General features: G+C 45.5%; 18 protein-coding genes and 1 pseudogene. 14 read left to right on the top strand and 5 right to left on the bottom strand.

The window, feature by feature from the left end; translation table 11 throughout:
• Positions 1-2: 2 nt before the first annotated feature.
• The gene (gene pbuO / locus Q3W56_RS10525; protein WP_019715413.1) at positions 3-1,301 is read right to left on the bottom strand and encodes a hypoxanthine/guanine permease PbuO; all 1,299 of its coding nucleotides are present in this window, start codon (positions 1,299-1,301) and stop codon (positions 3-5) included.
• Positions 1,302-1,397: 96 nt separating this feature from the next.
• On the opposite strand from pbuO, the gene pepV reads away from it, so the two are divergent.
• Positions 1,398-2,789, top strand: a complete 1,392-nt coding sequence (gene pepV / locus Q3W56_RS10520) for a dipeptidase PepV (protein WP_302895432.1) — start codon at positions 1,398-1,400, stop codon at positions 2,787-2,789.
• A gap of 32 nt (positions 2,790-2,821) precedes the next feature.
• Here the strand turns inward: pepV and cysK are convergent, their stop codons facing one another.
• Positions 2,822-3,757 carry a cysteine synthase A gene (cysK, locus tag Q3W56_RS10515; protein ID WP_019715411.1) on the bottom strand — a complete coding sequence of 312 codons (936 nt, stop codon included), beginning with the start codon at positions 3,755-3,757 and terminating at the stop codon, positions 2,822-2,824.
• Between the two features lie 149 nt (positions 3,758-3,906).
• Between cysK and thpR the strand changes: the two genes are divergently transcribed.
• The 5 genes and pseudogenes from thpR to Q3W56_RS10490 all read left to right on the top strand — a co-directional run bounded on the left by thpR (position 3,907) and on the right by Q3W56_RS10490 (position 9,506).
• The gene (gene thpR, locus Q3W56_RS10510; protein WP_302895431.1) at positions 3,907-4,458 is read left to right on the top strand and encodes an RNA 2',3'-cyclic phosphodiesterase; all 552 of its coding nucleotides are present in this window, start codon (positions 3,907-3,909) and stop codon (positions 4,456-4,458) included.
• 25 nt (positions 4,459-4,483) lie between these two features.
• Positions 4,484-5,398, top strand: a complete 915-nt coding sequence (locus Q3W56_RS10505; protein WP_302895430.1) for a hypothetical protein — start codon at positions 4,484-4,486, stop codon at positions 5,396-5,398.
• Between the two features lie 48 nt (positions 5,399-5,446).
• Positions 5,447-6,376 carry a YegS/Rv2252/BmrU family lipid kinase gene (locus Q3W56_RS10500; protein ID WP_302895428.1) on the top strand — a complete coding sequence of 310 codons (930 nt, stop codon included), beginning with the start codon at positions 5,447-5,449 and terminating at the stop codon, positions 6,374-6,376.
• Positions 6,377-6,401: 25 nt separating this feature from the next.
• Positions 6,402-8,529 (top strand): annotated as a pseudogene (gene pulA / locus Q3W56_RS10495) (type I pullulanase).
• Between the two features lie 179 nt (positions 8,530-8,708).
• Complete coding sequence (locus Q3W56_RS10490; RefSeq protein ID WP_302895426.1) at positions 8,709-9,506, top strand: phosphotransferase family protein; 798 nt, start codon at positions 8,709-8,711, stop codon at positions 9,504-9,506.
• Here the strand turns inward: Q3W56_RS10490 and Q3W56_RS10485 are convergent, their stop codons facing one another.
• The gene (locus Q3W56_RS10485) at positions 9,507-9,785 is read right to left on the bottom strand and encodes a YtzH-like family protein (protein WP_003237926.1); all 279 of its coding nucleotides are present in this window, start codon (positions 9,783-9,785) and stop codon (positions 9,507-9,509) included.
• 204 nt (positions 9,786-9,989) lie between these two features.
• Here Q3W56_RS10485 and trmB point away from each other — a divergent pair, with 204 nt between their 5' ends.
• From trmB to Q3W56_RS10470, 3 genes are all read left to right on the top strand, one after another.
• A complete protein-coding gene (trmB, locus tag Q3W56_RS10480; RefSeq protein WP_019715405.1) occupies positions 9,990-10,631 on the top strand; it encodes a tRNA (guanosine(46)-N7)-methyltransferase TrmB in 642 nt (213 codons plus the stop codon).
• Positions 10,632-10,697: 66 nt separating this feature from the next.
• Entirely contained in the window at positions 10,698-11,537 is an 840-nt protein-coding gene (locus Q3W56_RS10475; RefSeq protein WP_302895425.1) for a YtnP family quorum-quenching lactonase, read from the top strand.
• An 88-nt stretch (positions 11,538-11,625) separates the two neighbouring features.
• Entirely contained in the window at positions 11,626-13,326 is a 1,701-nt protein-coding gene (locus Q3W56_RS10470; protein WP_302895424.1) for an NAD-dependent malic enzyme, read from the top strand.
• Positions 13,327-13,380: 54 nt separating this feature from the next.
• Here Q3W56_RS10470 and Q3W56_RS10465 read toward each other — a convergent pair whose 3' ends face one another.
• A complete protein-coding gene (locus Q3W56_RS10465) occupies positions 13,381-13,698 on the bottom strand; it encodes a PepSY domain-containing protein (RefSeq protein WP_019715402.1) in 318 nt (105 codons plus the stop codon).
• Between the two features lie 158 nt (positions 13,699-13,856).
• Between Q3W56_RS10465 and Q3W56_RS10460 the strand changes: the two genes are divergently transcribed.
• On the top strand, positions 13,857-14,930 hold the full coding sequence (locus tag Q3W56_RS10460; protein ID WP_302895423.1) for a M42 family metallopeptidase: 1,074 nt from the start codon (positions 13,857-13,859) through the stop codon (positions 14,928-14,930).
• A 56-nt stretch (positions 14,931-14,986) separates the two neighbouring features.
• Here Q3W56_RS10460 and Q3W56_RS10455 read toward each other — a convergent pair whose 3' ends face one another.
• Positions 14,987-15,433: a YtoQ family protein gene (locus tag Q3W56_RS10455; RefSeq protein WP_019715400.1), complete on the bottom strand. Its 447-nt coding sequence runs from the start codon at positions 15,431-15,433 to the stop codon at positions 14,987-14,989.
• 77 nt (positions 15,434-15,510) lie between these two features.
• On the opposite strand from Q3W56_RS10455, the gene Q3W56_RS10450 reads away from it, so the two are divergent.
• The 4 genes from Q3W56_RS10450 to ytpR are packed head-to-tail and all read left to right on the top strand — an operon-like array spanning position 15,511 to position 17,435.
• Positions 15,511-15,624 carry a hypothetical protein gene (locus tag Q3W56_RS10450; RefSeq protein WP_138921996.1) on the top strand — a complete coding sequence of 38 codons (114 nt, stop codon included), beginning with the start codon at positions 15,511-15,513 and terminating at the stop codon, positions 15,622-15,624.
• A 42-nt stretch (positions 15,625-15,666) separates the two neighbouring features.
• The gene (locus Q3W56_RS10445; protein WP_302895422.1) at positions 15,667-15,990 is read left to right on the top strand and encodes a thioredoxin family protein; all 324 of its coding nucleotides are present in this window, start codon (positions 15,667-15,669) and stop codon (positions 15,988-15,990) included.
• 14 nt (positions 15,991-16,004) lie between these two features.
• Positions 16,005-16,814: a DUF1444 domain-containing protein gene (locus tag Q3W56_RS10440; protein WP_268398047.1), complete on the top strand. Its 810-nt coding sequence runs from the start codon at positions 16,005-16,007 to the stop codon at positions 16,812-16,814.
• Positions 16,815-16,829: 15 nt separating this feature from the next.
• On the top strand, positions 16,830-17,435 hold the full coding sequence (ytpR, locus tag Q3W56_RS10435; RefSeq protein ID WP_302895420.1) for a YtpR family tRNA-binding protein: 606 nt from the start codon (positions 16,830-16,832) through the stop codon (positions 17,433-17,435).
• The last annotated feature ends 108 nt before the right edge of the window (positions 17,436-17,543 follow it).

The raw sequence follows: 17,543 nt of genomic DNA, 5'->3' as shown, positions 1-17,543 counted from the left end.
TGCTATAAAATAAACAGCTGGATGAAAAACAGAATGGCGAAAACGATGACGAGCGGGTGAATCTCTCTCCATTTTCCACGCGCTGCTTTAACGATCGGATACAAAATAAATCCGAGCGCAATTCCTGTAGAAATGCTGGATGTCAAAGGCATGGCCAGAATGACAAGAAACGCAGGAAAGGCCTCGTCCATCTCTTTCCAATTTATACGAGAAACCGAGTTCATCATCAGGCTGCCGACAATAATCAAAGCAGGAGAGGTGATGGCGGCTATGCCGGATAATGCACTGACAAGCGGACTGAAAAACAATGAAACCGCAAACAGCACCGCAACAGTTAAAGCCGTAAGCCCCGTTCTTCCACCGGCTGCGACACCGGCGGAAGACTCGATAAATGCGGTTGTCGGACTTGTGCCGAAAACAGCTCCTACTGTCGTCGCCGTAGAATCGGCAAGCAGCGCTTTTCGCACGTTCGGCAGCTTGTTGTTCTTCATCAGCCCGGCTTGCTCGGCAACACCGATCATCGTGCCGGTCGTATCAAATATCGTGACCAATAGAAAAGAAAAGACGACAGCGTACAGGCCGTGATGAACGACATCGCCAAAAGCGGAAAACGGATTAGAGATGATCAATCCTTCCGGCAAATGTGGAAGTGACATAAAGCCCTTTGGAAAATGCAGCTGCCCGGTAAAAAAGGCGATCAAAGCGGTAGCTGCCATTCCGATGAATAAGGCGCCACTGACATTCAGCACCATTAAGACTACACTGATCAGAAGGCCGATCAGCGTTAATATGACACCTGGTGAATGCAAATTGCCGAGAGTAACCAGGTTTGACTCATCAGCCGCCACAATTCCCGCCTGCCGCAAACCGATAAAAGCAATAAAAAGCCCAATCCCTGTTGTGATTCCGTATTTTAAATTATTTGGAATCGCTTCTATAAGTTGTTTTCTTAAAGGTGTTAACGATAGAATAATGAAGAGAACCCCTGCTGTAAATACGGCACTGAAAGCTGTTGCGTACGTAATGCCGCCATCGCTTGCGCTTACGACATGAAAGGCTAAATAAGCGTTCAAGCCCATGCCGGGCGCAATAGCAATCGGATAGTTTGCTGCCAGGGCCATCCACAGCGTTCCGACAATGGAGGCAATAATCGTTGCGGTGAAAACCTGGTCGAAAGGAACTCCGGCGTTAGCCAGAATGACCGGATTAACCACGACGATATAGACCATTGTGAAAAAAGTGGTCAGTCCTGCTATGACTTCTTGCTTTATGGATGTTTGCTGCTCTTTTAGATGAAACATAGTATCCTCCAATTACGAACGTTTTAACAAAACACCATTAATATTATTCGTTTTATTTTGTTTTTGCAAGTCATATCTTGCGGAAAGGGGAACGTTATGAACTGGGAAGTCGAAGTGATCAGAAAAAAAGAGGATTTAATTCGTGATACGCAGGAATTTTTGAGAATCAACAGCGTAATGGACGAGACAACTGCCGGACCCGGCAAACCGTTTGGAGAAGGGGTAAACGCCAGCTTGACTTCATTGCTGAAGCTGGGAGAAAAAGAAGGCTTTACAACAAAAAATCTTGACGGCTTTGCGGGCCATATTGAATGGGGCGAGGGCGATGACATTGTCGGCGTACTTTGCCATGTTGACGTCGTGCCGCCAGGAGATGGGTGGACGAGTGATCCGTTTTCAGCTGATATCCGTAACGGAAGGATTTATGCAAGAGGCGCCATTGATGATAAAGGTCCGACAATGGCTGCGTTCTACGCGCTGAAAATCGTGAAAGATATGAATCTGCCGCTGTCCAAACGTGTCAGAATCATTATCGGAACAGATGAAGAAAGCGATTGGAGATGTGTGGAGCATTATTTCAAGCACGAAGAGATGCCAACGCTGGGATTTGCGCCTGACGCCGATTTTCCGATTATTAACGCGGAAAAAGGGATCATTGATGCTTCATTACTCATCCCGCACTGCTCAAACGAAGCCGATTCAGAAACAGTGCTTGTCTCATTTCAGTCGGGCCTCCGCTTGAACATGGTGCCTGATGCTGCGGAAGCTGTCATTCAAGGGCCGAAAAAAGAAGAGATTCTTGCTTCGTTTAAAGACATGCTTCGTACGACAGATCGAAAAGGGGAAGCTGAAATAGAGAACGGACAGCTCATTTTGCGTATGTACGGGCTTTCCTGCCATGCGATGGAACCGAACAACGGAATTAATGCCGGCCTTTTATTGTGCGAATTTCTGGACCAGGCTGAGCTTGATAAAGCAGGGAAGCGATTTGTGCAAGTTGTGACAGGCAAGTTTTCAGACGATACGAGAGGGAAGAAACTGAATATCGACTGTGAGGATGACATTAGCGGAGAACTGACATTAAATGTCGGAACATTGCGCTATACGGAAGGGCAAGGAGGCGAGCTTGGGATTAATATCCGATATCCTGTGACCGCAGACAGCAAAGTGATCCGTGATGCATTCGAAAACGCCGATGAATTTGAGCTCGGAGAATTCAAAGACAGCAAGCCGCATCACGTGTCAGCAGACCATCCGTTAGTCAAAACCCTGCAAAAGGTTTATGAAGGCCAGCTGGGCAAAAAAGCTGAATTAATCTCAATCGGCGGGGGAACTTATGCCAGATCTTTAAAAGCCGGTGTCGCGTTCGGCCCGCTGTTCCCCGGACGTCCCGACAGTGCACATCAAAAGGATGAATATATCGAAATCGATGATCTGCTTAGATCGACAGCTTTATATGCGCAGGCGATCTATGAACTTGCAAAATAAAAGGACCGGCTTCTTCTGAAGCCAGTCCTTTTTTAAACAAATGACCATAAATCAGTTGATAAATACCGTTCTCCCGTATCGGCTGTCATGCAGACCACAACTTGGTCAGGAGAGAGGCGTTTCGCTGTTTCGATTGCTGCGAAGCAGGCAGCTCCTGACGAAGGCCCGACAAGAATTCCTTCTTCAGCAGCAAGGCGTCTTGTGGTCGCATATGCGTCTTCATCAGAGATTTTGAAAATTTCATCATATACCTCTTGATTTAAAATCGGGGGAATAAAGCCCGGACTCGTCCCTACAAGCTTATGGGCCCCGGGTTTACCTCCGGATAATACGGGCGACCCCGCAGGCTCGACAACATGAACCGTAATTTCCGGAAAAATCTCTTTGAGCGCTTCACCTGTTCCGGTAATGGTTCCGCCCGTTCCGGAAGAGGCGACAAAAGCGCCGAGCGGTTTTCCGATTTCCTTTATTGCCCGGGCAATTTCAAGCGCCGTCGTTTTCCGGTGCGCGTCAGGATTGGCGGTGTTATCGAACTGCATCGGAATATAGCTGTTCGGAATTTGTTCGGCAAGCTCCTTCGCTTTTTTGATGCTTCCCGGCATTCTTTCCGCTCCGGGTGTTAATACAACCTCGGCGCCGTAAGCTTTTAGTAGGTTGATCCGTTCCTTCGTCATCGTATCAGGCATGACTAGGATCGCTTTATAGCCGCGTGCTGCCGCATTCATGGCGAGCCCGATTCCGGTATTTCCGCTTGTCGGCTCTATAATAACTGAGTCCGGCTTGAGCAAACCGTTTTGTTCTGCTTCTATGATCATCTGATAAGCGGCTCTGTCTTTCACACTGCCGCTCGGATTAAAGAATTCAAGCTTTAAATAGACCTGTGCCGCGTTTTCCGGCTGAAGCCGATTCAATCTCACAAGCGGTGTATCTCCTATTAAATCGGCTGTATTTTCAACGATTTTCAACATTGTCATTCCTTTCTGAATAAAACAAGTGTCACATAATATCCTAACATAATAAACGTTTGTGCGAGAGTGTTTTCATACACTGTTCCTCTATTCGCACAGCCTCTTTATTGATAAAATAATAGCTGTCAAAGGAAGGGAGTGTCAGACGGATGCCAGATATACGGCCTCATTATTTCATCGGTGTTCCCATTCCTGAGGGAATTGCGAATCCGGTTTACCATGCTGCGAAAAACGAGCCGATTTTGACGTTTCAAAAATGGGTGCACCCGCTTGACTACCATATCACGTTGATTTTTCTCGGAGCGGCGGATGAGACGCAAATCCAGCAGCTTGAAGGCTCACTAGCTGCGGTTGCTTCAGAAACAAATCCGTTTCCAATTGAGTTTGGCAAAATTGATGTATTCGGCGACCGCAGAAGGCCGCGTGTCTTACACCTCGAGCCAAAGAAAAACAAAACACTTGAAATGCTGCGGGAACATACAAAACAGGCTGTTCTTCAAGCTGGATTTCAAGTGGAAAAAAGACCGTATCACCCTCATATGACGCTGGCTAGAAAGTGGACAGGCGAAGAGGGATTTCCGGCACATGTTCCGTTTGAAAGCAGCGAAGTTTCCATGATGGCTGAACGGTTTTCGCTCTTTCAAATACACTTGAACCAATCACCAAAATACGAGGAAATAATCAAATTTCATTTATCTTAATTCATTGCGGAGTGGAGAAACAAACATGGCACAAATCATCAAAATTCATGATTATATATCGAGATATGAGCTTGATCCGTACCATTATATTAATCAGTTTGTACGGCTGAAAAAAGAGCGCTGGCTTTCACTATTAGAAGCAGCGGAGCGCCAGCATGAAGAAAGACAAGCCAGTACAGAAGAGCCGGAATCGGTGCGGAAACGAAAAAAATTTTCATTGAAAAGAAGAAAAGAAGAGATAAAAGCCGATATACAAGAAGAGAGACACCAATGGTTTGAGGAAGAAGACGATTTACATGTAAGGCTGCCGAAGAGCAGGATGGCGCTTGCTTCTTTTTATAAAAGACATTTATATGACTTTCAGCTAAAATGGGCAAGCTCTACTCTTTCAGAAATATCACATCTCTCAAACCAGGTGAAGCAGGACCGCATTTTGCGTTATCTGACCCAGCAGCTGCCTGACTCTTATTTCATTATGTATAAGCCTGTGCTGCAAATTCAGCAGGCGGCGGTTGAATTAAGCATTGTGATTATTTCCCCGCTTGACATTTATTGCGTTTCTTTTTTAGAGGCAGAGGAAGACAGTGTATACATAGGGTCTAAAAATCGTTTTTGGGAGAAGAAAACAGCCTCTCAGACTGCATCAGTGTTAAATCCGGGGCTGAGCGTGTTTCGCACGGACTCCGTTGTATCAAAAATCATAAAGGAAAAACAGGCTGAAATTCCAGTTCGAAAATTGCTTCTGAGCAGAACGTCGTACATCGATTACCCGGAACCGCCATACGGCTTAGAAATAGCAGATAAGCGGGGCGCGGAGGAATGGATTGAGCGGCAGAAGAAAAACACTGCTCCGATTAAACATCATCAGGTAAAGGCAGCGAAAGCTCTATTGTCCTACTGCATGTCTGACTCCTATCGCAGACAAGAGTGGCTGGAGTAATAGAGAACGATTTAAGCGGTTTTCTCATACCATAAGCAGGTGAGAAAGATGAGCCATTGGTTTTTTATTATTAATCCGACAGCAGGGCATCGAAACGGCCTGCGTGTTTGGAAGTCCATTCAAAAGGAATTGATCAAACGAAAGGTCGAGCACCGCTCATTTTTAACTGAACACCCGGGACACGCCGAGGTGCTCGCCAGGCAGATTTCAACGATACAGGAATATAAGATAAAGCGCCTGATCGTCATTGGCGGAGACGGAACCATGCACGAAGTTATCAACGGGCTGAAAGATGTTGACGATATTGAACTGAGCTTTGTGCCGGCGGGCGCGTATAATGATTTTTCGAGAGGATTCTCTGTTAAAAAAATAGATTTGATACAGGAAATCAAAAAGGTAAAGCGCCCGTTAACCCGAACCTTTCATTTAGGGAGCCTTAATTTCCTTCAGGATAAATCTCAAATTCTATATTTTATGAATCATATCGGGATCGGGTTTGACGCATATGTCAATAAAAAGGCGAAGGAATTACCGTTGAGACGGTTTTTTCTTTTTCTTCGCCTACGATTTCTTGTGTATCCGCTTTCCCATTTGCATGCCTCGGCGACCTTTAAGCCGTTTTCATTAGCTTGTACAATAGAAGGAGAAACACAAGAATTTCAAGATGTCTGGTTTGCGGTTGTATCCAACCATCCGTTTTATGGCGGCGGCATGAAGGCTGCGCCGCTTGCAAATCCGCGCGAGAAGGCATTTGATATCGTGATCGTTAGAAATCAGCCGTTTTTAAAAAAATATTGGCTTTTATGTCTGATGGCATTTGGAAAACATACAAAGCTGGACTGCGTGACAATGTTTAAAGCGAAGGACATTACGTTTTACACGAAGGGCAAAATTCCTTTCCATGCTGACGGAGAAATCATGGGCACCACCCCGTTTCGTCTGGCATCGAGTCCTTCACCCCTGAGGATCAAAACATAAACGTGTTTGGAGGAGAGAGGTCCCAATGGTCAACATCCGCCGCAGCCTCGAAGCGTATGTCGATGACATGAATGTCATTACCGTTCTGATTCCTGCAGAACAAAATGCAATCATGACACCGCCGTTTCGGCTTGAGACAGAAACAACCGATTTTCCTTTGGCTGTCAGGGAGGAATACCGCCTTGAAGGCACATACAAGTACGTCTGCGTATCAGAACCTCCAGTGACATTCGGAAAGACAAGCGGCGATAAAACCGATCTCCAAATTGGCGCAGTTATCCGGACGGACGCGTTTGATGATTTATTTTATTATGATGGAGAGCTGGGTGCCGTTTAGACTGAGGCTCATACCGTATTTAAAGTATGGGCGCCTGCTGCGACCTCAGCTGCTGTCAGGCTTTCACATCCAAATAAAAGCAGCCGCATTTTCCAAATGGTTAGAACTGAAAAAGGCGTCTATACCATAACTGTCACCGGTGATCTTCACAGGTATGAGTATGTGTTCTGTATCTGCAACAATACAATATGGGCGGAAACCGTTGATCCGTATGCAAAGGCTGTGACTGTAAATGGAGAGAAGGGCGTCGTCCTTCGCCCGGATCAAATGAAGTGGGATGCTCCGCCCAAACCGTTCTCAACCCCTGTAGATGCCGTCATCTATGAGATGCACATCCGCGACTTCTCCATCCATGAAAACAGCGGCATGAAAAACAAGGGAAAATACTTAGCGCTGACGGAAACAGAAACGCAAACCATGAATGGCTGTTCTTCCGGACTGGCGTATATAAAAGAGCTAGGCATTACACATGTAGAGCTTCTGCCGGTGAATGATTTTGCCGGAATGAATGAAGAGAAGCCGCTCGATGCTTACAATTGGGGATATAACCCGCTTCATTTCTTTGCTCCGGAGGGAAGCTATGCCTCAAACCCTCATGATCCTCAAACAAGAAAAACAGAGTTAAAACAAATGATCAAAACCCTTCATCAGCATGGACTTCGAGTCATTCTGGATGTCGTCTTTAATCACGTATACGAGAGGGAGAATTCACCTTTTGAAAAGACGGTGCCAGGTTATTTTTTTCGGCAAGACGAATTTGGGATGCCGGCAAACGGCACCGGCGTTGGCAATGACATCGCGTCAGAAAGAGGATGGCGAGAAAATTCATAGCGGATTGCGTCATGTACTGGATTGAGGAATACGATGTCGACGGCTTCCGCTTTGATCTGCTTGGCATTTTAGATATGGATACCGTGCTTTATATCAAAGAAAAAGCAACTGCAGTAAAGCCTGGAATTTTGCTTTTTGGAGAAGGATGGGATTTGGCGACGCATGAACAAAAAGCGACCTTGGCAAACACTGCAAAAATGCCGGGCAGCGGTTTTTTAATGATACGTTTCGTGACGCTGTGAAAGGGAACACCTTTCATCTCATGGCAGCGGGATTTGCGCTCGGCGGCGGTGAAGCAGCGGATAGCGTTATGCACGGGATAGCCGGCTCTTCCGGATGAGAGGCATTAGCACCAATTGTTTCTGATCCCAGCCAGTCCATCAATTATGTTGAGTCACACGACAATCACACCTTTTGGGATAAAATAGGCTTTGCGCTCTCTCAAGAAACTGACAGCCGAAAGAGAAGCAGGCAAAGGCTGGGAGCCGCGATTATCTTGCTTGCCCAAGGGGTGCCGTTCATTCATAGCGGACAGGAATTTTTCCGGACGAAGCAGGGAGTGGAAAACAGCTATCAATCCAGTGACAGCATCAACCAGCTGGATTGGGATCGGCGTGACACGTTCAAAGAAGATGTTGACGATATCCGCAGGCTGATTTCGCTGAGAAGTACGCATCCGGCATTTCGTCTCAATTCCTCTGCAGACATCCAGAGCCATCTTGAATGTTTAACGCTAAAAGAACACCTTATCGCATATAGGCTTTATGATCTTAACGGGATCGACCAATGGGAAGACATCATCGTCATTCATCACGCGAGTCCGGACTTCGTTGAATGGGAGCTGCCAAACGACAAAACGTACCGGCTTTTATGTGATACATCAGGTTTTCATCGTGACCCGAAAGAAATCAAGAAAGCGGTTGCGGTAAACGGCATCGGAACAGTTATCTTATATTTGGTATCAGATCTTAAGAGTTTTGCTTGACGAAGTTTGTCCTATAGCGCTAAAATTTAAAGGACGGCTATTGATTAGCATATGAGACTCTCAATAGCTGTCTTTTTTATTTTCATACGATTCGTACGAAAAAGGCACTCGCTGGATAGACTAGAGACGATTAGCCTTTATTCTAAAATATTTTAAGAAATGATGGGTTGAACATTGATATGAACTGGTTGGGACAATTACTAGGTAGCGATTGGGAGATCTTCCCCGCCGGAGGAGCTACAGGAGATGCATATTATGCGAAACATAACGGGCAGCAGCTTTTTTTAAAACGTAATAGCTCACCTTTTTTAGCTGTTTTATCCGCCGAAGGCATTGTTCCGAAGCTGGTTTGGACAAAACGGATGGAAAATGGAGATGTCATCACGGCTCAGCACTGGATGACCGGCAGAGAGCTGAAGCCTAAAGATATGAGCGGACGGCCCGTTGCTGAATTGCTTCGTAAAATACACACATCAAAAGCCTTGCTGGACATGCTAAAGAGACTTGGAAAAGAACCGCTGAACCCGGGGGCTTTTCTGACTCAGCTGAAGCAAGCTGTATTTGCTGTGCAGCAATCTTCGCCGCTGATTCAAGAAGGGATCAAGTACTTAGAAGAACATCTGCATGAAGTGCATTTCGGTGAGAAAGTCGTTTGCCATTGTGATGTCAATCATAATAACTGGCTATTGTCTGAAGACAACCAGCTGTATTTAATTGACTGGGACGGCGCCATGATCGCTGATCCTGCGATGGACCTCGGGCCTTTGCTGTACCACTACGTCGAAAAGCCAGCTTGGGAGAGCTGGCTGAGCATGTACGGCATTGAGTTAACAGAAAGCCTTCGGTTACGAATGGCTTGGTATGTGTTATCTGAAACACTCACTTTCATTGCCTGGCACAAAGCAAAAGGCAAAGATAAGGAATTTCATGATGCAATGGAAGAACTGCATATTCTCATGAAACGTATCGTTGAATAATCAGGAATACGAATCCATTTGCTCTACCCATTGAGACAGGCTGTTTTGATGCTCTTGTATGTGTGAGTCGATGGATTTGGACGATATTCCTGATTGGCTGTAGCGGTAAACATCTTCCAATACGTTTTTGAAGTTTGAATCAAGCTCGGTGTTTGCCATAAGCGATTTAATCACACGCTCAAGCTGCTCGTACTCTGCGACTGTTCCGCAGCAGTCCAATTGATGGTCAGTCAATATATCCTTCAATAAATGAACTTGATGCTCATAATGTAAACCCATAATGGTACACATCCCTTCATGATCATACGGGTTAAATTGTTCAAAATAGAGCGTTTTTATGCATGTGAAAGGAGTGTTCCGGCAGACGGGAACCTCTTTTTTTATATAATTGGCCCTAGAAGACACGCTGGAAAAACGATCTTGCGGGTCTTTTTAATTCATGGTATGTTGTTAGTCGAAATAATAGATAGAGGTGTCAATCATATGAGAATGCGCCACAAGCCTTGGGCTGATGACTTTTTGGCTGAAAACGCAGATATTGCCATCAGCAATCCTGCTGATTATAAAGGAAAATGGAGAACAGTGTTTGGCAACGACAATCCGATCCATATCGAGGTTGGTACAGGGAAAGGGCAATTTATTTCTGGAATGGCCAAACAAAATCCCGATATCAATTATATTGGTATTGAGTTGTTTAAAAGCGTCATCGTGACAGCCGTCCAAAAAGTAAAAGACAGCGAAGCGCCGAATGTAAAGCTTCTGAATATAGACGCGGACACGCTGACGGATGTGTTTGAGCCGGGTGAAGTCAAACGGGTCTACTTGAACTTTTCTGATCCTTGGCCGAAGAAACGCCACGAAAAACGCCGTCTGACGTATTCCCACTTCCTCAAAACATATGAAGAAGTAATGGGAAAAGGCGGAGCGATTCATTTTAAAACGGACAACCGCGGCTTGTTTGAGTACTCTTTGAAGAGCTTCTCTGAGTACGGCCTGCTGCTGACATATGTCAGTCTCGATTTGCATAACAGCAATCTGGAAGGCAATATTATGACAGAATATGAAGAAAAATTCTCAGCACTCGGACAGCCGATCTATCGGGCTGAAGTTGAATGGAGAACGTAAACAGACTCTGAAGGAGTCTGTTTTTTTTATGGACCGTTTGCTACCATGATGACAGGGGGGATGAAAATGGAATCAATGAAAATTGGGAACATGACGTTAACCTGGCTTGACGGAGGCGTGACACATATGGACGGAGGTGCCATGTTTGGCGTCGTTCCGAAGCCGCTGTGGTCTAAAAAATATCCAGTTAATGAGAAAAACCAGATTGAACTAAGGACAGATCCGATCCTTATTCAAAAGGAAGGGATGAATATCATCGTCGAAGCCGGCATTGGGTACGGCAAGCTGACTGAGAAACAAAAACGGAACTATGGCGTGACCCAAGAATCGAATGTGAAAACATCGTTAGCGGAGCTAGAATTGACGGTTGCTGATATTGATGTAGTCGCTATGACACACCTTCATTTCGATCATGCATGCGGTTTAACGGAATATGAAGGAGAACAGCTCGTCTCTGTCTTTCCGAATGCAGTAATTTATGCATCAGCTGTTGAATGGAATGAAATGCGCCATCCAAATATAAGATCGAAAAATACGTATTGGAAAGAAAACTGGGAGGCTGTTGCCGGCCAAGTTAAAACGTTTGAAGACACCTTAACGATCACAGAGGGGATTACGATGCATCACACCGGAGGCCATAGCGACGGACATAGTATACTTATATGCGAGGATGCCGGTGAAACCGCCGTACATATGGCAGATCTGATGCCGACACACGCACACCGCAATCCGCTATGGGTGCTGGCTTATGATGATTATCCGATGACCTCTATACCGCAAAAGCAGAAATGGCAGGCATTCGCAGCGGAAAAAGACGCTTGGTTTATTTTTTATCATGATGCTGGATATCGCGCGCTTAAATGGAATGAGGATGGAAGTATCAAAGATTCAGTTAAGCGAATGTAGCAATAGCATATTTTTATGTTTACCCTGCATGTTTTCCGGCTAATAATGCAAACCTAGTACTAATTATGCTCAGAAAGGAAGAGGCAGGGTGAAACAATTCAAAGTAACAAACGAAGGAGACATTCAAACAACATTAAGAGGCCTTGAAGTACTCTCTGTTCCTTTTTTGAACAAAGGTGTTGCTTTTACTGAGGAAGAAAGAAAAGAACTTGGCTTAACAGGCTTTCTGCCGCCAAAGGTATTAACAATTGAAGATCAGGCGAAAAGAGCATACGAACAATATTCTGCACAGCCTGACGATTTGAGCAAGAATGTTTATTTGACGGCACTGCACGATCGGAATGAAACGTTATTTTACCGCCTGTTAAATGACCATTTAGGGGAAATGCTCCCGATTGTCTACACACCGACAGTCGGAACGGCGATTCAGAGATACAGCCATGAATACAGAAAGCCTAGAGGGCTCTATCTGTCTATCGATGACCCGGACGGTATGAGAAAAGCATTTAAACAGTATAAAGATCAAAGCGATTCAATCGATTTAATTGTTGCAACTGATGCGGAAGGCATTTTAGGAATCGGAGACTGGGGCGTCGGCGGAATCGCGATTTCTATCGGCAAGCTAGCGGTTTACACGGCGGCTGCCGGCATTGATCCGAGCAGAGTGCTGGCTGTCGTTTTAGATGCGGGGACAAATCAGGAGAGCCTCTTAAACGACCCGCTTTATGTCGGCAACCAGCATTCCAGAGTGCGCGGAGAACGCTATGACCAATTCATTGACGATTATGTTGCTCTGGCGAGAGAAACATTCCCAAATGCATTGCTGCACTGGGAGGATTTCGGAGCGAAAAACGCGCGCAGCATTTTGAAACGCTATAAAGATAAAGTGTGTACGTTTAATGATGATATTCAAGGTACAGGCGCTGTTTCACTGGCGGCAGTCTTATCCTGTGCAAAAGCGTCTAAAGTGCCGCTGAGAGATCATAGAGTTGTCATATTCGGAGCAGGAACAGCAGGAATCGGAATTGCTGAACAGCTGCGGGAAGCATTGGTGCGCGAAGGGCTGAGTGAGGAAGAATCATACCAGCGCTTCTGGTGCATAGATCGGAACGGGCTGTTAACAGATGATATGGACCAGCTTCTCGAATTCCAAAAGCCTTACGCCCGTTCGTCTGATGAAGTGAAGGATTATCAGCGTAACGGAGAAGGCGGGGGCATTGATCTCCTTGAAGTGGTCAGACAGGCGAAACCAACGATCCTGATCGGTACCTCTACGGTTTCCGGTGCTTTTACTGAAGAAATTGTAAAAGAAATGGCGTCGCACGTAAAACGTCCGGCGATTCTGCCGATGTCGAATCCAACTACTCTTTCTGAAGCAAAACCAGAGGATTTAATCAAATGGACAGAAGGGCGTGCGCTGATTACGTCAGGAAGCCCGTTCCCGCCAGTAGAATATAACGGGGTAACATACCATATCGGCCAAGCAAACAACGCGCTTGTTTTCCCTGGTCTCGGGCTAGGAACGATTGTCACCAAATCAAAATTAATAACCGATGGCATGTTTGAAGCATGTGCCCGCGCGATCGCAAGTATGGTCAATGTCGGGGTGCCTGGCGCGCCGATGCTTCCGAAAGTAGAGGATTTGCGGACTGTATCGGCAACCGTCGCAGTTGAAGTCGCTAAAACTGCGATTAAGGAAGGCGTTGCGACAGAAGAGCCTGAGGACATCATACAGGCTGTGCAGGACGCAATGTGGTATCCGGTATATAAACCAATTCGCGCGATATAATAAAAAAAAGAGCCGCTGCATGGGCAGCGGCTTCTATTTTACGCTTGTCCGGTATTAAGAGGCGATTGTATCAATAACATCTACAATTTCCCCCGTTTTCGCATCCACCATGACTTCATACTGCTCTAATTCTCCGAAAGCTGATCGTGTAATGCCGGTTTTGTACACCTGTACTGTTTCTCCGTTCACATTGTAAGGCTCCGGCTGGGTGTAAATCCATGATCCATCAATCGGCCCCCGTTGCTTAAAAGCGGATTTTACGATTCGAAGCGCTTTTTCTGAAGAAATATAAGGCTTCATCACATATTGTTTCACAACGATAGCCGTACAAATGCCAAGTCCGGCTCCTAAAAGAAGATGACGCAATTTCAAAATAAAGCACCTCCTGGTTGATCGTACTTTTCATTATACAGAAACAGCCAAATCCTGTTAAGCAATACGCGGCTGTTCGAGCAGATTCGGTCAGGGTGCTTGGAAAACTTGATTTTTTCTAATAAAATAAAAGGACTACATAGAAATGAGGGGAAAACATGAATCAAGAAACGAAAGCGCTTTTCCAAACACTGACGCAGCTTCCCGGCGCGCCGGGCAATGAGCATCAGGTTCGTGCTTTTATGAAGCAGGAGCTTGCCAAATATGCCGATGACATCGTTCAGGACAGACTGGGAAGTGTTTTCGGGGTGAGAAAAGGCACAGAGGGCGCACCGAGAATCATGGTAGCCGGGCATATGGACGAAGTCGGCTTCATGGTTACATCCATCACAGACAACGGGTTGCTCAGGTTTCAGACGCTCGGGGGCTGGTGGAGCCAGGTGCTGCTTGCACAGCGAGTTGAAATTCAAACAGATAACGGGCCGGTTCCGGGTGTGATTTCAAGCATACCTCCGCATCTGCTGACAGATGCTCAGCGTAATCGCCCGATGGATATCAAAAACATGATGATCGATATCGGAGCGGATGATAAAGAAGACGCTATCAAAATCGGCATAAAACCGGGACAGCAGATTGTTCCTGTCTGTCCGTTTACGACGATGGCGAATGAAAAGAAAATATTGTCAAAAGCGTGGGATAACCGGTATGGATGCGGCTTGAGCATAGAGCTTTTGAAGGAATTGCACGGAAAAGAGCTTCCGAACACGCTTTATGCGGGCGCAACGGTTCAGGAAGAAGTGGGGCTGAGAGGCGCGCAGACGGCTTCTCATATGATTAAACCGGACTTGTTTTTCGCGCTTGACGCCAGTCCGGCAAACGATATGAGCGGTGACAAAAATGAATTTGGCCAGCTTGGAAAAGGCTTTTTGCTCCGCATTCTTGACAGAACGACAGTCATGCACCGCGGAATGAGAGAATTTGTTCTTGACATGGCGGAAACACATGGTATTCCGTATCAATATTTTGTATCAGGCGGTGGAACAGATGCAGGCAGAGTTCATATTTCCAACAGCGGCGTTCCTTCTGCGGTTATCGGAATTTGCTCCCGCTACATTCATACGAACGCTTCTATCATTCATATCGACGATTATGCTGCTGCTAAAGAAATGCTCATCAAACTTGTAACAGCCTGCGATAAGCAGACGGTGGATGCGATTAAAGAAAATATGTAGAAATTCAAAAAAGCTTGTTGAACGGGGCAGTAAGCCCGGATCGACAAGCTTTTTTCTTATTCTGTTTCAAACACATAGGAAAGGGCTTTAATGGCTTGGTTCACGGTTTCAACCGTTATATTTGCTTTGTTGGAAAGCTCTTTTAACGGATGGTGGAGCGATTCCGGCCGAATGATAATCAGGGGTTTTCCTTTTGCGATTGCATATGATGCATCCATTGCCGTGTTCCACTGTTTGTATTTTTCGCCAAACAGGGCGATCACAAAGTCTGCTTTATTCATCAGCACGGCGGTTCTGAAGTTGTTTATGTCAGAGGCTTTGTCATCTTTCAAAACGCCATTTGGCTGAATGCCCATAATTTCTTCTCCGATATTGTCTGATCGGTCATGATTCTCCATCGGGCCGACAAACGTAATCGGCAGCTTCAGCGTTTTTGTTTTCTCTTTGATTTCCTCACGCCAATTGCTGTGAATTTCTCCTGCTAGATAGACGGTAAACTCCATACTGAATCCCTCCTTATGTATGTCCATCTGTAAATTTTACCCTCATGTACACGATGTTAAACGAAACGAGCTTGATAATGCAAATGAAATATGATAATGATAATGGGAAAGCCAATCTTACATATACATTCGTTGCATATAAGTGGTTTTGCCGCAAGCAGTTTGGTATGATCCAAATGGACGAGTATTGATAAACAAACATGTAAGAACATAAACAACTGGAGGGATATGACATGAAAAAAATTGAATCAACTCAAGAGCTGGAAAAAGCGGTAAAGGATGATTGGGCGGTATTTATGTTTTCAGCTGACTGGTGCCCAGATTGCCGTTTTGTAGAGCCTTTTCTGCCTGAACTGGAAGCGAACTTCCCTGAATTCACTTACTACTACGTAGACCGCGACAAGTTTATTGATACGTGTGCAGAGTGGGAAATTTACGGGATTCCAAGCTTTGTGGTGTTTAATGGAGGAAAAGAAGTAAATCGTTTTGTGAGTAAAGACCGCAAAACAAAAGAAGAAATTGAACAGTTTTTAACTGACTCTCTCGCTAAAGTGTAAAGGAGGACATCGGTTTGAAAATGACCTCAAGGAAGCTGTCAGATATACTGAAACAGCGCCTTCAGCACGAGAATCGTTCCTTTCTGTTTGACAGAGAGAAAGACACCCTTCGTGTTGAGGATCAAACGACCAAAAAGGGCATTACGCTCGACCTGCCGCCGATTATTGCAAAATGGGAACTGAAAAAAGAAGAAGCCATTGATGAGATTGTGTACTATGTCTCCGAAGCAATGACGGCAATGGAAGGGAAGGCTCAGGAAATAACCGGAAAAGAAAGCCGCATTTATCCGGTTATCCGCTCGACTTCTTTCCCGGACAAGTCCAGCGAAGATATTCCGCTCATTTATGATGATCATACCGCAGAGACAAGAATTTATTACGCGCTTGATCTTGGGAAAACCTATCGTTTAATTGATCAGCGCATGCTTGAGAAAGAAAACTGGACAAAAGAGCGGATCAGAGAGACGGCTGCATTTAATCTCCGTTCCCTGCCGACGGTTGTCAAAGAGGATACGGTTGCCGGCAATTACTTTTATTTCTTCAGGGCAAACGACGGTTACGACGCCAGCCGCATACTGAACGAAGCGGTTTTAAATGAGTACAAGCAACGTGCAGAAGGTGAGCTGGCAATTTCTGTTCCGCATCAGGACGTTCTGATTCTTGCTGACATCCGGAATGAATCGGGGTATGATATTCTAGGACAAATGTCGATGAGCTTCTTTGCAGGCGGCACCGTTCCGATTACGGCCCTTTCATTTTTGTACAATGAAGGAAAGCTGGAACCGGTGTTTATCCTGGCGAAAAGCCGTCCGAAAAAGGATTAGAAAGGATTTTTACTTATGAACGCTTTTTATAATAAAGAAGGTGTGGGAGACACGCTCCTGATCTCTCTTAAAGATGTGACACGTGAACAAATAGGCTATGAAAAACACGGTGACGTCGTCAAAATGTTCAATAACGAAACAAAGGAAACCACGGGCTTCAACATATTCAATGCGTCTTCTTACTTGACCATTGATGAAAACGGCCCTGTTGCGCTTTCAGAAACATTTGTGCACGATGTGAATGAGATTCTAAGCAGAAACGGCGTTGAAGAAACATTAGTCGTTGATTTATCTCCGAAGTTTGTTGTGGGGTATGTGGAATCAAAAGAAAAACACCCGAATGCGGATAAACTAAGCGTATGTAAAGTCAATGTAGGAGAAGAAACGCTTCAGATCGTCTGCGGCGCGCCTAACGTTGACCAAGGCCAAAAAGTTGTCGTTGCCAAAGTGGGCGCCGTGATGCCGAGCGGACTTGTGATTAAGGATGCAGAGCTTCGCGGCGTTCCGTCAAGCGGAATGATCTGCTCAGCAAAAGAGCTCGCTTTACCGGATGCCCCTGCGGAAAAAGGAATTTTGGTGTTAGAAGGAGAACATAAGGCGGGAGACGCATTTCAGTTTTAGACTCCCATAAATCCGACCCCAAAAACGAATCATGTGAAAAAAGCCGCTAAGCCCTTGTTTAGCGGCTTTATTTTGCTGATAGCTTAATCTTTTCTGGGCCGACCAGCA

This window comes from Bacillus sp. C28GYM-DRY-1 (assembly GCF_030519405.1).
Lineage (GTDB): Bacteria > Bacillota > Bacilli > Bacillales > Bacillaceae > Bacillus > Bacillus spizizenii_A.
The sequence above is the reverse complement of the archived record's forward strand: the minus strand, read 5'-3'. Positions and strand labels throughout refer to the sequence as shown.